Genomic DNA, 16,547 nt, shown 5'->3' with positions numbered 1-16,547 from the left:
CTTTTTCTGATTAGAACTGAATTAGAGAGCACTTCAGGTTAGATACCTTGACGACCTTCTGCCTGATTTGCTCTCTCCCCCTCAGGTTTTATCTACAGTAACCACTTTTTATTACCTATCTGAATAAGTAGGTGTGCAGTAATTGCGTAGAAAAAATCGTTTAGAACCAGGCATAGATTTTCGATAGCTAGTTACTCTAACTACAAAATCTATAACGCAGTTATCAACGATTTTAGCTAGCAAGAATGAACAAATACTTGTTTTGATTGGTAACTATTTAATTAAGGTAGTAACAACTATGTTAGACCAAGCGATCCAACAACAACTCAAACAATATCTGGCTAATGTAAAAGAAGAAGTTCGTTTAGTGGTTAGTCTAGATGAAAGCAAAGCATCGAATGACATTTTGTCTCTAGCGAACCAAATCGCAGAGATGAGCGACCTAATCACCGTTGAACGTGACGACAACGCAAGCGCACGTAAACCAGTGATGGCGGTAACTAGCCCAGCAAAAGGCACAGCACTACGCTTTGCAGGCTTGCCAATGGGTCACGAATTTACCTCTCTAGTATTGGCACTGCTTCATTCTGGCGGTCACCCAATCAAACTAGAACCAGAAGTGATTGAGCAAATCGCAGCACTAGACAAAGATCTAGACGTAGAAATCTTCATTTCATTGTCGTGTCAAAACTGTCCGGACGTGGTTCAAGCGTTCAACATGATGGCGGCGATCAACCCGAAAGTAAAAGCAACCATGATCGACGGTGGTTTGTTCCAAGATGAAGTGAAACAACGCGACATCATGGCAGTACCAAGTGTATTCGTGAACGGTGAGCTATTCGGTCAAGGCCGTATGTCTCTGACTGAAATCCTAAACAAAGTGGATGACGGCGCGAGCGAGAAAGCGGCGAAAGCACTGAGCGAAAAAGACCCATACGACGTGCTTGTTGTCGGCGGTGGTCCTGGTGGTAGCGCAGCTGCACTATACGCTGCTCGTAAAGGTATTCGTACTGGCGTTGTTGCTAAGCGTTTTGGTGGTCAGGTTATGGACACCATGGCAATCGAGAACTTCATTTCGGTAAAACGTACTGAAGGTCCAAAACTAGCAACTGACCTAGCAGAACACCTAAAAGAATACGACGTAGACGTCGTGACTGAGCAACAAGCTGAGAAGCTAATGGGCGCAGCACATACAGAAGATGGTTTGATTCACATCCAACTTGAAAGCGGCGCAACGCTGAAGAGTAAGAGTGTCATCTTAAGCCCTGGTGCACGCTGGCGTGAAATGAACGTTCCGGGTGAGCAAGAGTACCGCAACAAAGGTGTCGCGTACTGCCCACACTGTGACGGCCCACTGTTCAAAGGCAAGAAAACCGCAGTTATCGGTGGTGGTAACTCAGGCATCGAAGCTGCTATCGACCTTGCTGGTATTGTAGAACATGTAACGGTTCTTGAATTTGCAGACGTACTTCGTGCAGACCAAGTGCTTATCGACAAAGCGAACTCACTACCAAACGTAGACATCATCACGATGGCGCAAACAACAGAAGTAGTGGGTGACGGTACTCGCGTAACAAGCTTGAAGTACAAAGATCGCAACACAGATGAGATCAAAGAGATTGAACTGTCAGGTATCTTTGTTCAAATCGGTCTAGTACCAAACACAGAATGGCTAAAAGATTCAGAAGTAGCGCTATCTGAGCGCGGCGAAATCGAGGTCGGTAGCCGTGGCGATACGAGCCTAGAAGGTGTGTTCGCAGCCGGTGACGCAACAACCGTTCCTTACAAACAGATCATCATTGCGATGGGTGAAGGTGCAAAAGCAAGCTTAGGCGCATTTGACTACCTAATCCGTAAGCAAGGTTAATCTCCAATTTCTTGAGCACAAAGCGCACGGTGCTGTGTTTTCTTCCCCGGAAAACCAATCGGGGCACCGTGACAGCGATGAGTAACAAGAAATAAAATCAAAAAAACCTAGAAGCCCAAAGACTTTGCCAGCAGGTATTAACTGCTGGCTTTTTTTGTTTGGGGAGAGGTGTAAACAAATCCCTCAGCGCTCCGAGTTCAAACTGGAGGGAATGGCTCTACAATCACGGATAATTCAGTTCACTCCACCAGCATCACAACGCGCTGCGAATAGATACTGAATACTCGCTTAGGCTCTTGCAGAATGACGCTGTTCGTTTAGCTCTCTTTCCGTCATTCCCGCGAACCTAGGTGAGACTCGGAATCTACTCACCGTAAACTCGATCGAAAATGAGTAGCACGAACAAACAAAAGTTGAAACAAGGTTGCAAGCACTTTACCCAACATTCAACCAGCAACCCCACCTAACCTCCCCTTGTATCAAACTCCGAAGCTCTCAACACGCAGAGCTCAAAAGGGAGGAACTGGTTCTGTGCTCGCGGATAATTCAATTCACAACGCAACATAACAACACACTGAAAGTAGATTCTGAATACTCGCTTAGGCTCCTTCAGAATGACGCTGCTCGTTTAGCTCTCTTTCCGTCATTCCCGCGAACCTAGGTGAGACTGGGAATCTACTCACCAAAAACTCGATCGAAAATGATTAGCAAGAACACGAACAAACAAAAGGTGAAACAAGGTTGCAAACACCTTACCCAACATTCAGCCTCAAACCAACAACCCCACCTAACCTCCCCCTTATATCAAACTCTCAAGGTCTCATCATTCCGAGTGTAAGGTGGAAAGTTTTACAGTCACAGATAATTCAATTCACTCCACCAGCATCACAACGTGCTGAAAGTAGATTCTGAATACTCGCTTAGGCTCTTTCAGAATGACGCTCTTAGTCTAGCACTCTCTTTCCGTCATTCCCGCGAACCTAGGCGAGACTGGGAATCTACTCACCGTAAACTCGATCGAAAATGAGTAGCACGAACACGAACAAACAAAAGGTGAAACAAGGTTGCAAGCCCCTAACCCAGCTTTCAGATTCAAAGCACCAAACCCACCGAATCTCTCAATGTATCCAGATCCAAAGATATCAACCCTAAAAAATTTTAAAAAAGCCCTTTACCTCAATATAACTTGAGGTTTTAGCATGTTCATCGTTGGCTAGAAAATGACAAAAAGGAGCACATCATGATCCAACTAGAACATATTAACTTAGTCGTGAAAGATATCCCTGAAATGCTGAAGTTTTACCAAACTGCATTTCCACATTGGTACGTGCGTGATGAAGGTAAAGGCGAATGGAGTGGCAAACCAAGAAACTGGCTACATTTTGGCGACGAGTATCAATACATAGCCATGAGTGACCATGGCGAAGGTGAAAACCGCGAGTTGAGCGGGCACCAAGTTGGGCTAGCGCATTTTGCTTATGTGACCAACAACGTCGATGCAATCATCAAAAGACTAACCGATGCAGGTTATCCGATTGCCCAACCTGGTGCTGATGAACCATACCGCAAAAATGTGTATTTTGTTGACCCTGCCGGTTTTGAGATTGAATTTGTTGAATATCTGGCGGATGACCCAAAACTTCGTAACCTGACAAGCTAAAAGAGATGTAAATAATAAAACGCCAGCAGATAGTGACTGCTGGCGTTTTATTTTATCTATCAGGCTTCTTTATCGCATTAGCGCTGTTTGGCAAAAACCTGAGTCCAGTAATATCCGTAGCGTGCAGAGTGATTTTCGACAAGCGACGCGCCCATCTGATCAAAATCCGCACTCATGATATTAAGGCAGTGACCTTCACTCGATAACCAAGCATTAATGGCGGCGTTAATGCTGCTTTGCCCTACGGCGACATTCTCACCAATGGCGCTCCAAGCATAACCCGTTGCGTTAACTCGATCTGACATTTTGCTGCCATCAGAGCCTGTGTGGCTCATGAAATCGCTGTTCGCCATATCGCTTGAATGTCGATAAGCGGCGCTTTCCAAATCGTAGCTCCAAGTCAGAGCCCCAACAGGTGGCATGGTGGTTGCGCCACACTGTTGTGTAGTAGAGCGGGCGCTGTTGACCGCTGCAAGCATCTGCTCGGCAAATGTGCCTTGTGACGATGTGGAACCTGTGTTTTGTGAGCCGCTTTCTGCTGGGGCTGACGACTCCCCATCGCCGCCACATGCGCTGAGAAGTAGGGCCAAAGCAGGCACTAAGATCTTAGTTGGCATTGTATTTCCTTTATGAGTGACGAAGAGCAAACTGCGCTTTTCGATAATAACGCCCAATAAACTAACAAAAACCAATAAAAGCACCATATAGCTTAGGGGTTTTTAACCAAAGACTCACATGAAGTTTTCAATCGCCTTGGTTCGGTCGATAAATCGGCAACGTTTCAGCCCAAGTATGGAATGGCGTTTCATCCATATCCTGTATTGCTTGAGTGATAAAATCGATGAACACCCTAACTCGGGCAGGCACATATTCCCGGTTGGCATAGAGAAGATACACGCCATTTCCTGCTTGGCGCATGCTCGGAAATATCGGCACTAAACGCCCCGCTTTAAGCCAGTCTCTCGCGATAAAATGAGGGATCTGAGTTAATCCTAAGCCTTCTGCGCAAAGCTCTGCCATAGATTCACCGTCATTTACAATGTAGTTTCTTTCGGGGTCATATTCACTCGCACCGTCTGGTTCTGGCATCCGAATCGGCAACAGTTTCCCCGTTTGTTTAAAACGAAAACGAACCCAAGAATGGTCATTGAATACATCCGAGCCACTCGGAACACCATGGCGCGCTAAGTAATCCTGACTGGCACAAATGATAAAATCGATAGGGCTGAGCTGACGCACAATCAATTGACTATCGTGAACGACACCAGAGCGAATCGACACATCAATACCTTGCTCAATAATATCAACGTAGGCGTCATCGTAATGAATATCGATAGTGATGTTAGGGTAGCGGCGACAAAACTCTTTTAATAAAGGACGAATATAGAGGCGACCGTACGAGACTGGCACATTAATCTTAAGCTGCCCTGAAAGTGCATCATTGTGACTTTTTAATGAATCCTCACATGCCGCCAGCTCTTCCAGTACAAACCTAGCAGTATTTGCGTACCGACGACCAGCTTCTGTCAGTCGGCTCTGTCGCGTAGAACGTTGAAAAAGCTGTATACCCAAATCGCTTTCAAGACGATGTATGGCTTTGCTCACGGTCGAAGGGTCAGTGCCATACACTTTGGCAGCCGCAGCAAAACTACCGCCATCTAAAGTGGCAATAAAAAATCGTAGGGACCGTATCTTATCCATATAACCAATGAACTCTATTCATGAATTTTATTCACTTTAGTAAAGACCAAGTGGCTCTTCAATCACTAATTAGCCTAAATATAATGAACCTCAATAACTTGATGCTCTGTTAGCGAGGAAAAAACCATGGGTAAAATCGGATTGAAGAATGCACTACAACTATTGATAGCGACACTAGTCCTATTCTTTGGGGTGCTTCAAACAGCACATGCCGCAGATAAACGAATTGGTATTCTGGTTTACGATGGCGTACTGACCTCTGATGTTACTGCGCCTTTAGAGGTCTTTGGCGTCGCAAGTCGTCTCACTTGGTTTAGTGATTATGACGTGCTCACCATTTCCGTCTCAGATCAGAAAACCATCACCACTGAAGAAGGATTAAAAATTGGTGTGGATGCTTGGATTGGTGATCTGCCGGAACTCGACGTATTGGTTTTAACATCCAGCTATGACATGGATGCACTAATCGAAAATAAAGATCTCATTCACTTTATTAGAACTACCTCAAAGGCGGCAGATTGGATGGCAAGTAATTGCTCTGGCGCGTATTTGTTAGCCGAAGCTGGCCTTTTAAACGGTAAAAAAGCAACAACTTGGGCCGGAGGTGAAAACGGCTTTCAAAGAGATTACCCAGCAGTCAAAGTACAAGTCGACCAGAATTTTGTCATTGATGATGGCGTTATCACTTCGAACGGTAGCCTAGTTAGCTATCAAGCTGCTCTTAAGCTACTTCACCTTATGACTTCAGAGTCTAAAGCTCAGGAAGTCGCAGATGCCATCCAGTACTCACGCTTTTCCAACCAACCATTTTAAGCGTGTAAGAAAGAAATCAGAGTCACCCTTCGATATTTGGAAGGTTAACTCTTCGAATTTGTCTTCCTAATCGAACAACCCTTTTTATCACTGTAAAAGCGATAAAAAGGGTTGTCGTTCATCTGGCAGACACAACGTGCTCTCCAAACTTTTTATCTTAATGCTATGGAAAAACATAAACGTTACGAAGCACTGACGAAAGATCGATACCAAGAGATCTACCGTCTCGCGTATTGGTTATGCAAAGATCACCACCTTGCTCAAGATTTAGCGCAAGAAACCTTTCTGAAAGCGTGGCGATTCTTTGATAAATTAAATGACCCCAACGCCGCGAAGTCTTGGCTCATTACTATTTTGCGTCGTGAGAATGCTCGGCGCTTTGATAGAAAACAGTACGATTTTGTCGACATTGATGAGTGTGCAATACAGACAAAAACCTACCCTGGCAGTGACTACGACATGGCCCAAGATTGGCTTCAAAAACAAATGATGATTCTCGAACCCAAATACCGAGAACCGTTGCTCTTGAGCTTAGTGGCTGGGTTGAATCATGATGAAATTGCCCAAGCCTTGAGGCTCAACCACAACACAGTGGCGACTCGATTATTCAGAGCGCGTAATCAGATCATCGCACAGAAGGAGAGTCATTAAGACACAAAAAGTAGTCAACCATGTAAACTAACTGGCTATGCTCCGGTCTATTTCATAAGTCGTTACACAACTCGACGCTTTAACGCTTTACATCAAGCGCGACTAGATGAACACTTCTTGTCAAAGTACAATAACAGCCGACATAGAGTAGAGTCAGTAAAACATTATGAGTAACACGACGGCGAAAAAGCCGAATCCCTTATTTGAAATCCTTTTCAACGTATTTATCCCTTCCTTCATTTTGATGAAGTTTAGTGGCGATGAGCATCTAGGGACAGCAATGGCGCTGGTTGTCGCTTTGCTATTTCCTATCATTTATGGCGGTATGGACCTTGTCCGTAACAAGAAATTTAACTTTATTTCTGCTCTGGGCTTTATCAGTGTTCTACTAACTGGTGGCATCGGCTTGTTAGAGCTTGATACACGCTGGTTAGCACTAAAAGAAGCCCTGATTCCTGGCCTGATCGGTTTAGCGGTTTTGGGGTCAACGTTTACCCGCTACCCACTGATGCAGAAGTTAGTACTGAATGACACAGTGTTGAATCTCGCGTTGATTAACCAACGTTTAAAAGAAAATGGTAAAACCGATGCGTTCGAACGTTGCCTTATGTCTTCTAACTACCTGTTTGCAAGTACTTTTGCGTTCTCATCTGCAATGAACTACTTCCTTGCGACTTGGATTGTGACTAGCCCTTCTGGTACTGCTGCCTTTAACGAAGAGTTAGGAAAAATGACGCTGTACAGTTACCCAATGATTGCCATCCCAAGTATGTTGATGATGTTTGGTATTTTTTATTACATTTGGCGTCAAGTACGTGCGATGACATCGCTCGAAACAGAGCAAATCTTCCATCTAAAATAGCCCTATCATTACAAATAAACCCATAAAAAAGGGAGGATTTTATCCTCCCTTTTCTCAACAGACTCACTGTAAATCATAGCGTCAAAATGATTTTACCTGACACTGCTGACGAGCGTCGCTCAACCATTTCAATCGCTGTTTGAAAGTCCTCTAACGACAGATCATATGCAACGTTTAACTTTATGTCGCTGCTAATAAAGTGTTCTAACATTTCAGCGAACACCGTCTTTCTCCCGCCTTTACCTACCGATTCTTCCCAATACCGCAAAAAGAATGTACTAAAGTCGATGTTGTTGGCCTTCATCGATTCAAAAAACTCAGGCGTATAAGGCGTTAACGACAATGTTCCGTAGTTGATGTATTGGCCGTTTTCTTTCAAGGTACGAATGAGATCCGTGCCAGCCTCACCGCCTATCGCATCCAAAGCGACCGTTGGTTGTGGCAGTTGGCGCGTTTGCAGCTGCGCTTGTAAGTTTTTCTTCGCGTCCAACACTGGAATGGTATCGTACGGATACTCGTCTCGCTTTGAGGTCACAGCAATCAGTGCAAAACCCAGTGAATGGGCGAGCTGGGCAAATATCTTACCGATCGCTGACCCTGCTGCATTGATGATCACCACATCGTCTTTGTTCAACTTAGCTACTTTAGTGGTGATCACCCACGCGGTTAACGCGTTGATGTACAACTGACAGGCATAGCCGTTCTCCAAACTCTCAGGTAGCGGAAAAAGATTCTCAGGCGAGGCATCTATGTAGTATTGCCAAGTCCCACTCATCGCCACCAACACCTTTTGCCCAACTTGAAGGTCAGTTTGATCAACTGCACTGACTTCCACCACACGCCCAACCGCTTCAAATCCCGGCACGCGAGGTGGTACGTGAACGCGGCGGTATTGCCCAACACCATGAATGGAAAGCAAGTCACTTGGGTTAATATTGGTGGCTTCCAGTCGCACCCGAACCTTGCCCTGAGCAAGCGGTTTGAGGGGCTCTTTTTCCAACGACAGCGACGTTTTGGGTTGACCAAAACAGAATTGATTCACTCGAGTATTTATCGTTGGTGCCATTGTTATTCATACCATGTAATTGAAATTCAAAAAGGAAGTTTCGTAACTTCTACTCAAAAGCATTAAGTGAAGTCGAAACTCTGTATTTCTACCTGCGCGATGCGCCGTTCACTCTAAACTGTTGTGGCGTCATATCAAAATAGGCTTTAAATGCTTTGATGTAGGATGAGTCGTTTTGATAACCCACTAGGTCTGCAATGGCTTGGATTGGCAACGATTCATCTAACAAAGAAAGCGAGTAAATTAGCCGAATTTGTTGCCGCCAAAGTAGAAATGAAGTGTTGAATTCCTTGGCGAACAGCCGTGATAAAGTACGCTCAGACGCCCCAATTTTCTCCCCCCACTCTTTTAGCGAACAGCTCAACGCTGGCTCGTCAGTCAGTCGCTCGAAAATCAGTTTTAGTCGTCTGTCTTGTGGCAGCAATAACTGAAATGTCTGCACGTTGCTTTTCAAAATTTGATCATGCAACACCGCCAGCAAATGCAGCACTTCTTCGTGGCTTGTCTCACCTTCACACTGTCTGCGGATCTCTTGTAAAAGCTCATTTAAAAACGGCGTTAAAGCAATGGTTCTCACTTGTGGCTCGTACGTTGCGCCAAACTCAGGGTTGAGGTAAATACCAACAAATATCGTATTGCTTAGAGCAATCGACTCGTGTTGAACACCCGCAGGAACAAATAACGCAGAAGTGTGCGGAACCAAATGCTGATAATGCTCCGTTTGTGTTTGCAATAACCCTTTGATAGGAAAGATGATTTGATGCCAAGTGTGTTGATGCAGCGCATCAATGTAACCTTTTGGCATGTCGATGGTTTTCACTAAAACAGGAGAATGGGAATTCGCGGCCATCATCTCATTGGAGGTGACGACGCCTGACTTCGAATCAATTTGGCGAGTTAGCATTGTTAGTTGTCTTTTCACCCCTACACCGACACAAGTTTACTAGGCTATCATGCTCCGCATCGCGAATGAAGGTAAACACTTTATCTCTCATTCAAATAATAAGGAGGTTACATGAAGAAAATCGGCGTCGTAAAAGCTGTGCTAGCAGGGAAAACCGTCCCTTATGCTCATGGTGCGCAAAGCGCAATCAACAAACAAGTGCTGCCTGAGCGCCAGCATGCAACAGAGCTCGGTTTTATCAGTGATGAGCAAGGTGATCCACGCTTTCATGGTGGCATTCAAAAAGCGCTTCATATTTACCCAAGCGAGCACTACCCAATCTGGCAACAAGAATTAGGCGAAAGAACCATTTTCCAATCCGCCGGCGGCTTTGGCGAAAACATCAGCTCCGAAGGCGTAACCGAATCCACGATTTGCTTGAAAGATAAAATTCGCATCGGCTCAACACTACTGGAAGTGTCGCAAGGTCGCATGCCTTGTTGGAAACTTAACGTACGCTTTGACCAACACGATATGGCGAGAAGACTGCAAGATACGCTTCGAACAGGCTGGTATTTCCGAGTGTTGGAAGAAGGCGATATCGGTGCAGGCGACGAGATTATTCTGTGCGAAAGACCTTATCCAGAATGGCCACTGGCTCGCATCATGGGCGCGGTTTTCACTGGCTGTTTAGATAGAAAAGAACTCACTCAGCTGTCTGAGCTGCCGTTAGTCGAGTCTTGGGGCAAGTTGGTCGAGCGCCGCCTAGAAACTGGCGAAGTTGAAGATTGGGAAATGCGCTTGGTTGGCCCAACTGTGAGTTGACACCCCAAAGTAAAATTTTAAGCCACGCTCTGAACCAACTATGCCGCCAGAGCGTGTTTTTTTGGTTTACTTCGCACTCGGGGCTGGGCGTTTCGACTTACCTTGGAACTGCTTAATGCTCTTCTTAGCATGAGTTCGGCGGTTGGCTTTTTTATCGCGTGGCGCGCGTTTGCTCTCGCCAGTTGATGGCTTATCCGTTACTGGAAAACCAACCAGATCTTGCACTAGCAATGCACGTTGAGTCAGGTGACGAATCGCGTTTAGTGCGTCCATTTCACCATGACAAACCAATGACACCGCCACGCCTTGTTCGCCTGCGCGAGCGGTACGTCCTACTCGGTGAACGTAAGTTTCTGCATGCATTGGCAGTTCAAAGTTGATCACTACAGGTAATTGCTCAATGTGAATGCCACGCGCTAGTAGATCGGTGGCAATCAACACCTGAATTTGCCCAGATTTAAACTGCGCCAGTGCTTCTTCTCGCTCATCTTGACTCTTATTGCCATGCAGCGCATTGGTTGAGATGCCCGCTTTATTCAGCTTCTTCGCTAAGCCATCGGCGTTCTCTTTCGCACCAATAAAGACTAATGCCTTAGTCCACGCGTTTTTTTGAATCAGTTCAATCAATGCCTTGGTTTTACTGCCTTTGTTGACGAGGTACAGCGTTTCAGCAATATCTTGGTTGGTGCTGTTTTCTTGATGCGCTGCAACTTGCTTTGGTGCCTGCATAAGCAGCTTCGCTTTACCCTTCAACTCATCTGAAAACGTTGCCGAGAACATTGCGGTTTGACGCTGGTTTGAAATCTGCCCCGCAATATTTTGCACGTCAGGCCAAAAGCCCATATCCAACAGACGATCCGCCTCATCCAACACTAGGTAATGGATATTGCTTAAGTCTAAACCGTTGTTTGCCAGATCAACCAAACGACCTGTCGTCGCGACAAGGATATGAGGATTTGTCGCTAGCGCCTGCTGTTGTTGCTCTTTATCAACGCCGCCACACAAACACACTGCGTTGAGTTCAAGAACTTGACCAACTTGGTTAATTGCTTCACTCACTTGCATTGCCAGCTCACGAGTTGGCACAAGAATCAGCGCTTTTTGCTCTGGATTGACACCCAGCTTTTCCAACAAAGGCAAACCATAAGCCAGGGTTTTGCCGCTGCCTGTATTTGCCAAAGCCAATAGATCTTGACCAGCCAACAGCTCAGGAATGGCCAACGCTTGAATATCGGTCGGTTTCTTGAAGTCTTTTGGCAGTGCGTGAATCAGCTCAGAACTCAATGAGAGAGTAGAAAATGGCATTAACGAAAACCTTGTACTTTGGGTTGAAGAAGCAATAAAAATAATGAAGATGCGGTAAAACGCAGGCGCGGACTTTACCACAATCTGCTAGGTGAACCATCCTACTTTAGGCGCTTAAACCAAGCGTCACCTACGCAAATCGTCAGAAAACTAAAAAGCGCAAAAAAGCCGTTAGTCTGTACTGCCACAGAGCTAACGGCTAAAAACCCTTGAAGAGAACGCTTCGTCAGCCTTTCACTGCGGCTGAAAAGAAATGTGCAGTTTATTAAAGCAAAGCTTTACGATTCGGTAAGAACACTTCACCCAACATGCAACGAACCGAACCACCACCAATAGATTCTATGGTAGAAACGTCGAATGGCAGCAATTTACCGTGCGTTGCCAATTGGTTTCTTTGTGCTGGTGAGAATGCATCGTACGCCGATTGCGACATCGCAATCACCTTGTCGCCGTTGATCGTTTCCAGTTGCAGAATGTTACCGCAGAACTGGTTCATCTGATCAAGCGAAATTGAGATGACTTGCTTGTCTTTGGCGAGTGACTTCATTACAAAACGACGCTCAAATTCTGGGATCACTTCGTCACAAATCACGCAAAACTGTTCGCCAACCGCCATCATCACATTGGTGTGATAAATCGGCGCACCAGACGGCAAACGAGTTTGGAAAGAAATCACTCGTTCATAGCCAATACGATCGGCGTAATCTTCTAAAACCAGACGATCACAACGTTGTGAGAGTGCGGCGTAGACCGTTTTATTTAGGTGGTCAAACACCATCACACCCGTGCTTTCTAAATACGCTTGCTCATCAAGATATTCAGTTAGACTGCTGCGTCGATGAACTTCTCGCCCTGCTTGCGCTAGTGCTGCCACAAGCGCATCGGGACGTACTTCTTTTTGACGGTTTTCACAGGCCATTGGAAAGGTGTACAACGTGCCATCTGGCGTAGTGCTAAACCAATTGTTTGGAAATACCGCGTCTGGCGTTGCAACATCTGAAGTTGGATAATCAAACTCAACAACTTGAACGCCCTCTTGACGCAGCGTTGCAACCATACTCGCGAACTCGGCCATTACTCGACGTGAGACTTCTTCTTGGCTGAGTGACACTTTATGTTGGAACTCATTATCTTGTGCGGTTTCTTCATTAAAACGAAACTCTTTCGGTGGCACCATCACTACGCAGTTTGCGGTTTGGCGCTGAGCACTTTGCGTGCTTTCTTCTTTCCCATTAGCAAATTGGGTCACTGATTCGTGTAATAGCATCCAATACATTCCTTATCACTAGAATGAGGAGATTGTAAATTTATTGTTAACTTCAGTTTTGCTGTTTTGACAATTAATTTAATTGCCCAAAAGTAATTTTTGCTGCATTAAGTTCATTTTTCCCTAAATTTTATTGTCACCTTGCAGGTTTAAGCTTTTATTGCACCGTGATGAACATGATAAGAATTCATCATAAGAATCAGAACCATAGACAATCACACTCATAACCAACTAGTTACATTTAAGACACAATCGGTTAGACTATTTTTTCGCCCCTCTCGTCAATCGGTCTGCTTTATCGAGGAGCAGGCAAGAAACTCTCATACACGCGGTTTCGTCCAAAGCAGCGTGAATCGATGGATTTAGCCACCCCAAATGGCACTGTTTTAACTTTAGGATGAGTTATGTTTAAACGATTTGAAGGCTTTACAGAGCCGTTCCCCAAATCTACGCCGGATCAGCCTCCTTCAGGGATGTTCGCTTTTCTGCGTTATTACACTCGTGGTTATGAAAAGCCTTTGATCATCATGTCTTTGATGGCCACAATTGTGGCTGTTGTTGAGGTAATGTTGTTTGGCGCCATGGGACAATTGGTTGATTGGTTGTCTACCAGCAATCCAGAAACGTTCTTACAAGACAACAAATCGGATTTGATTTTCTACGGAGCCTTATTGCTGGTTGTCATGCCTATATTGGTGATCTTGTACTCGTTGCTCGTTCATCAAACGTTATTGGGCAACTACCCAATGTCTATCCGCTGGCTTGCACACCGGTATTTGCTCAATCAAAGCTTGAACTTCTATCAAGATGATTTTGCAGGCCGAGTCGCAACGAAAGTCATGCAAACCTCATTAGCTGTGCGCGAAACCGTAATGAAAGCTATGGATGTGTTTGTTTACGTTACGGTTTACTTCACCAGCATGATCATTATGTTAGCGACGGCAGACTGGCGTTTGATGATCCCAATGATCGTCTGGTTACTCGCTTACATCGCTATCCAAATCTATTTTGTCCCTAAGCTCAAAGACGTCGCTTCAGCGCAGGCCGATGCACGTTCGACAATGACAGGGCGCATCGTAGACAGTTATACCAATATTCAAACCGTCAAACTGTTTTCTCATAGCCAGCGCGAAACCCAATATGCCGAGCAAGGCATGAAAGGATTTTTGAATACGGTCTATCGTCAAATGCGCCTAGTGACCGGCTTCGACGTCGCTGTAGAGATCTCAAACTATATTTTGGTATTTTCCGTTGCTGCTTTATCGATTTACCTGTGGTTGGATAGTGCCATTAGCGTTGGCGCGATTGCGATTGCTGTTAGTCTTGCATTGCGCGTAAACGGTATGTCTATGTGGATAATGTGGGAAGTTGGCGCCCTCTTTGAAAACATGGGAACCGTTGTCGATGGAATGAAAACGCTCTCTAAGCCTATTGATATTAAAGATAAACCAGGTGCAAAAGACTTGGTTGTCACTGAAGGAGGCATTCACTTTGATAACGTCAGCTTCCATTACGGTGAGAACAAAGGCGTGATTAGCCACCTCGATCTCAACATCAAACCAGGAGAGAAAGTCGGCTTGGTTGGGCGCTCCGGCGCCGGGAAATCGACGTTGGTGAACTTGTTACTTCGTTTCCACGATGTCGAAGACGGCAGCATTAAGATCGATGGACAGAACATCTCAGAAGTCACACAAGACTCTTTGCGCTCAAAGATCGGTATGGTGACCCAAGATACTTCTCTGCTACACCGTTCAATTCGAGACAATATTTTGTATGGCAATCCAGATGCGACAGAAGAAGATTTGCTGAAAGCCACTAAGCAAGCGCATGCCCATGAGTTTATCGAAACTCTGACCGACCCATTTGGTAATGTCGGATACGATGCGCAAGTTGGTGAACGTGGTGTGAAACTGTCTGGCGGCCAACGTCAGCGTATCGCAATATCTCGTGTGCTACTCAAAGATGCACCATTGCTGGTATTGGATGAAGCAACATCGGCTCTAGATTCAGAAGTCGAAGCAGCGATTCAGGAAAGCTTGAATGAATTAATGCAAGGGAAAACGGTTATTGCTATCGCTCACCGATTATCGACCATCGCACAAATGGATCGCCTCATCGTGCTAGATAAAGGCAGCATCGTTGAACAAGGTTCTCATCAAGAACTCATTGCGAATAACGGCATTTACGCCCAGCTTTGGGCGCATCAAACTGGCGGATTTATCGCTGAAGAACTAGACAATCAACACGCTTCTTAACGAGTGATAAGCTCAATAAAAACGGCGCTTTAAGCGCCGTTTTTTATTTAAATCCATGGCTAGATGCTCATATAGCCATTGTGGTTTCTCATATATGAAACACTCTCCATGATAAAGCTCACACTTTTTCTGCTAATATACCGCCTCGTTGCGTATCCATTGCAATGAACACAATACAGAGTATTGAGCCGTCTTCATTTGTCATTTCACTTTTTGAGAAACAGCTATACTCAATAGATGGCTTAGTTATTATATTAACAATAAGGTAATTAGCTTATGTGTAAATGTGGTTCAATGCAGATCGTACAACTCAAACCAAGTTGGGCTGACAAGCTATTTGGCTACTCAGAAAGATGGAAATGCCAACTTTGTTGTAAGATCTACCGCATCTAAAATTAAAAATAGAATCTTAGTTTTTCTAAGAAAAAGCAGTGGCCCGACAATGATTGTCGGGTTTTGTTTTTCTGAGCATTCATTTTTTGTCCCTTCTCTACAAGACTACTCATCACGGCAAAACCTAGCATCTTAATGTGACTTAGGTATAGAATCAGGCCCACTTATTCTTTCCGATATTCATATATAACTGGTCACTATGAACAAAAGTTTGCTAACGAATGTCCTCGCTATCGCTTTGATGGCTGGAGGTCATCAATTACAAAACGACTATCTTTGGTATGCAGGGCTGTTTGCGTTCTCAGGCGCCATCACCAACTGGCTTGCCATCCATATGCTGTTTGAGAAAGTGCCTGGATTATACGGTTCTGGCGTGATCCCCGCGCGATTTGAAGAGTTTAAACTGGCTATCAAAAAACTGATGATGGAACAGTTTTTTACTGAAGCGAACATTGACCGATTCTTGAATAAAGAAATGGCGGGCGGTGTGAACATCGATCTTCAACCAGTAATTGAGAAAGTAGATTTAAATCCAGCATTTGATTCCCTAGTGGAAGTAATTGAAGGCTCTCAGTTTGGTGGCATGCTAGCGATGTTTGGCGGCTCGGAAGCGCTACAACCCATGCGCCAACCTTTCGTCGAAAAGATGCAAGAATCCATCATTGAGTTGAGCAAGAGCGATAACATCAAAGAAGCACTGAAAGAGCAATTCGAATCTCCTGCAATGATGGATGAGATAAAGCAGAACATTGAAGGTATCATCGATCAACGTTTAAGCGAATTAACACCGGCATTAGTTAAAGAAATGGTGCAAAAAATGATTAAACAACACCTTGGATGGCTAGTCGTTTGGGGCGGTGTTTTTGGTGGTTTAATAGGCGTTATCAGCACCTTTATCGGGGCATAATCGCTCACCGATTTATTAAAAAAGGAGCTTCGGCTCCTTTTTTTATCTTGAAAAAATAATACGCCAAGTCACGCTCAATAAGGAGGCTCAAC

General features: G+C 44.9%; 14 protein-coding genes. 8 read left to right on the top strand and 6 right to left on the bottom strand.

The features are described from left to right. The first annotated feature begins 298 nt into the window (after positions 1-298). Positions 299-1,867 (top strand): alkyl hydroperoxide reductase subunit F, encoded by a 1,569-nt coding sequence (gene ahpF, locus R7P64_RS00780; RefSeq protein WP_238952382.1) that lies wholly within the window; start codon positions 299-301, stop codon positions 1,865-1,867. 1,240 nt (positions 1,868-3,107) lie between these two features. Continuing rightward, a complete protein-coding gene (locus tag R7P64_RS00775) occupies positions 3,108-3,527 on the top strand; it encodes a VOC family protein (protein ID WP_005374615.1) in 420 nt (139 codons plus the stop codon). 77 nt (positions 3,528-3,604) lie between these two features. Here R7P64_RS00775 and R7P64_RS00770 read toward each other — a convergent pair whose 3' ends face one another. Next, the gene (locus tag R7P64_RS00770) at positions 3,605-4,144 is read right to left on the bottom strand and encodes a CAP domain-containing protein (protein ID WP_195723056.1); all 540 of its coding nucleotides are present in this window, start codon (positions 4,142-4,144) and stop codon (positions 3,605-3,607) included. A gap of 127 nt (positions 4,145-4,271) precedes the next feature. Beyond that, positions 4,272-5,228, bottom strand: a complete 957-nt coding sequence (locus R7P64_RS00765; protein ID WP_005374613.1) for a LysR family transcriptional regulator — start codon at positions 5,226-5,228, stop codon at positions 4,272-4,274. A 126-nt stretch (positions 5,229-5,354) separates the two neighbouring features. On the opposite strand from R7P64_RS00765, the gene R7P64_RS00760 reads away from it, so the two are divergent. From R7P64_RS00760 to R7P64_RS00750, 3 genes are all read left to right on the top strand, one after another. Further along, complete coding sequence (locus R7P64_RS00760) at positions 5,355-6,041, top strand: DJ-1/PfpI family protein (RefSeq protein ID WP_318123033.1); 687 nt, start codon at positions 5,355-5,357, stop codon at positions 6,039-6,041. Positions 6,042-6,161: 120 nt separating this feature from the next. Beyond that, positions 6,162-6,692, top strand: coding sequence for a sigma-70 family RNA polymerase sigma factor (locus R7P64_RS00755; protein ID WP_255209459.1), 531 nt, complete (start codon positions 6,162-6,164; stop codon positions 6,690-6,692). Positions 6,693-6,858: 166 nt separating this feature from the next. Beyond that, positions 6,859-7,554 carry a VC0807 family protein gene (locus R7P64_RS00750; protein ID WP_005383527.1) on the top strand — a complete coding sequence of 232 codons (696 nt, stop codon included), beginning with the start codon at positions 6,859-6,861 and terminating at the stop codon, positions 7,552-7,554. A gap of 73 nt (positions 7,555-7,627) precedes the next feature. On the opposite strand, the gene R7P64_RS00745 is transcribed toward R7P64_RS00750, so the two are convergent. Further along, a complete protein-coding gene (locus tag R7P64_RS00745; protein ID WP_213964021.1) occupies positions 7,628-8,620 on the bottom strand; it encodes a zinc-dependent alcohol dehydrogenase family protein in 993 nt (330 codons plus the stop codon). 88 nt (positions 8,621-8,708) lie between these two features. Next, on the bottom strand, positions 8,709-9,524 hold the full coding sequence (locus R7P64_RS00740) for an AraC family transcriptional regulator (RefSeq protein ID WP_213966476.1): 816 nt from the start codon (positions 9,522-9,524) through the stop codon (positions 8,709-8,711). Positions 9,525-9,635: 111 nt separating this feature from the next. Here R7P64_RS00740 and R7P64_RS00735 point away from each other — a divergent pair, with 111 nt between their 5' ends. Further along, positions 9,636-10,328 carry an MOSC domain-containing protein gene (locus tag R7P64_RS00735; protein ID WP_213965798.1) on the top strand — a complete coding sequence of 231 codons (693 nt, stop codon included), beginning with the start codon at positions 9,636-9,638 and terminating at the stop codon, positions 10,326-10,328. Positions 10,329-10,394: 66 nt separating this feature from the next. Here the strand turns inward: R7P64_RS00735 and R7P64_RS00730 are convergent, their stop codons facing one another. Both R7P64_RS00730 and R7P64_RS00725 read right to left on the bottom strand, forming a co-directional pair. Further along, entirely contained in the window at positions 10,395-11,633 is a 1,239-nt protein-coding gene (locus R7P64_RS00730) for a DEAD/DEAH box helicase (RefSeq protein WP_213965799.1), read from the bottom strand. Between the two features lie 265 nt (positions 11,634-11,898). Further along, a complete protein-coding gene (locus tag R7P64_RS00725; protein ID WP_318123028.1) occupies positions 11,899-12,900 on the bottom strand; it encodes an arginine deiminase-related protein in 1,002 nt (333 codons plus the stop codon). 404 nt (positions 12,901-13,304) lie between these two features. On the opposite strand from R7P64_RS00725, the gene R7P64_RS00720 reads away from it, so the two are divergent. Together R7P64_RS00720 and R7P64_RS00715 are read left to right on the top strand one after the other, a co-directional pair. Then, positions 13,305-15,155, top strand: a complete 1,851-nt coding sequence (locus R7P64_RS00720) for an ABC transporter ATP-binding protein (RefSeq protein WP_005374597.1) — start codon at positions 13,305-13,307, stop codon at positions 15,153-15,155. Between the two features lie 592 nt (positions 15,156-15,747). After that, complete coding sequence (locus R7P64_RS00715; RefSeq protein WP_262657676.1) at positions 15,748-16,455, top strand: DUF445 domain-containing protein; 708 nt, start codon at positions 15,748-15,750, stop codon at positions 16,453-16,455. Positions 16,456-16,547 lie beyond the last annotated feature (92 nt).

It is taken from the genome of Vibrio sp. 2304 (genome assembly GCF_033339475.1).
In the GTDB taxonomy this organism is placed as follows: domain Bacteria; phylum Pseudomonadota; class Gammaproteobacteria; order Enterobacterales; family Vibrionaceae; genus Vibrio; species Vibrio alginolyticus.
Note: the sequence above shows the minus strand (reverse complement) of the source record. Positions and strands in the feature narration are given on the sequence as shown.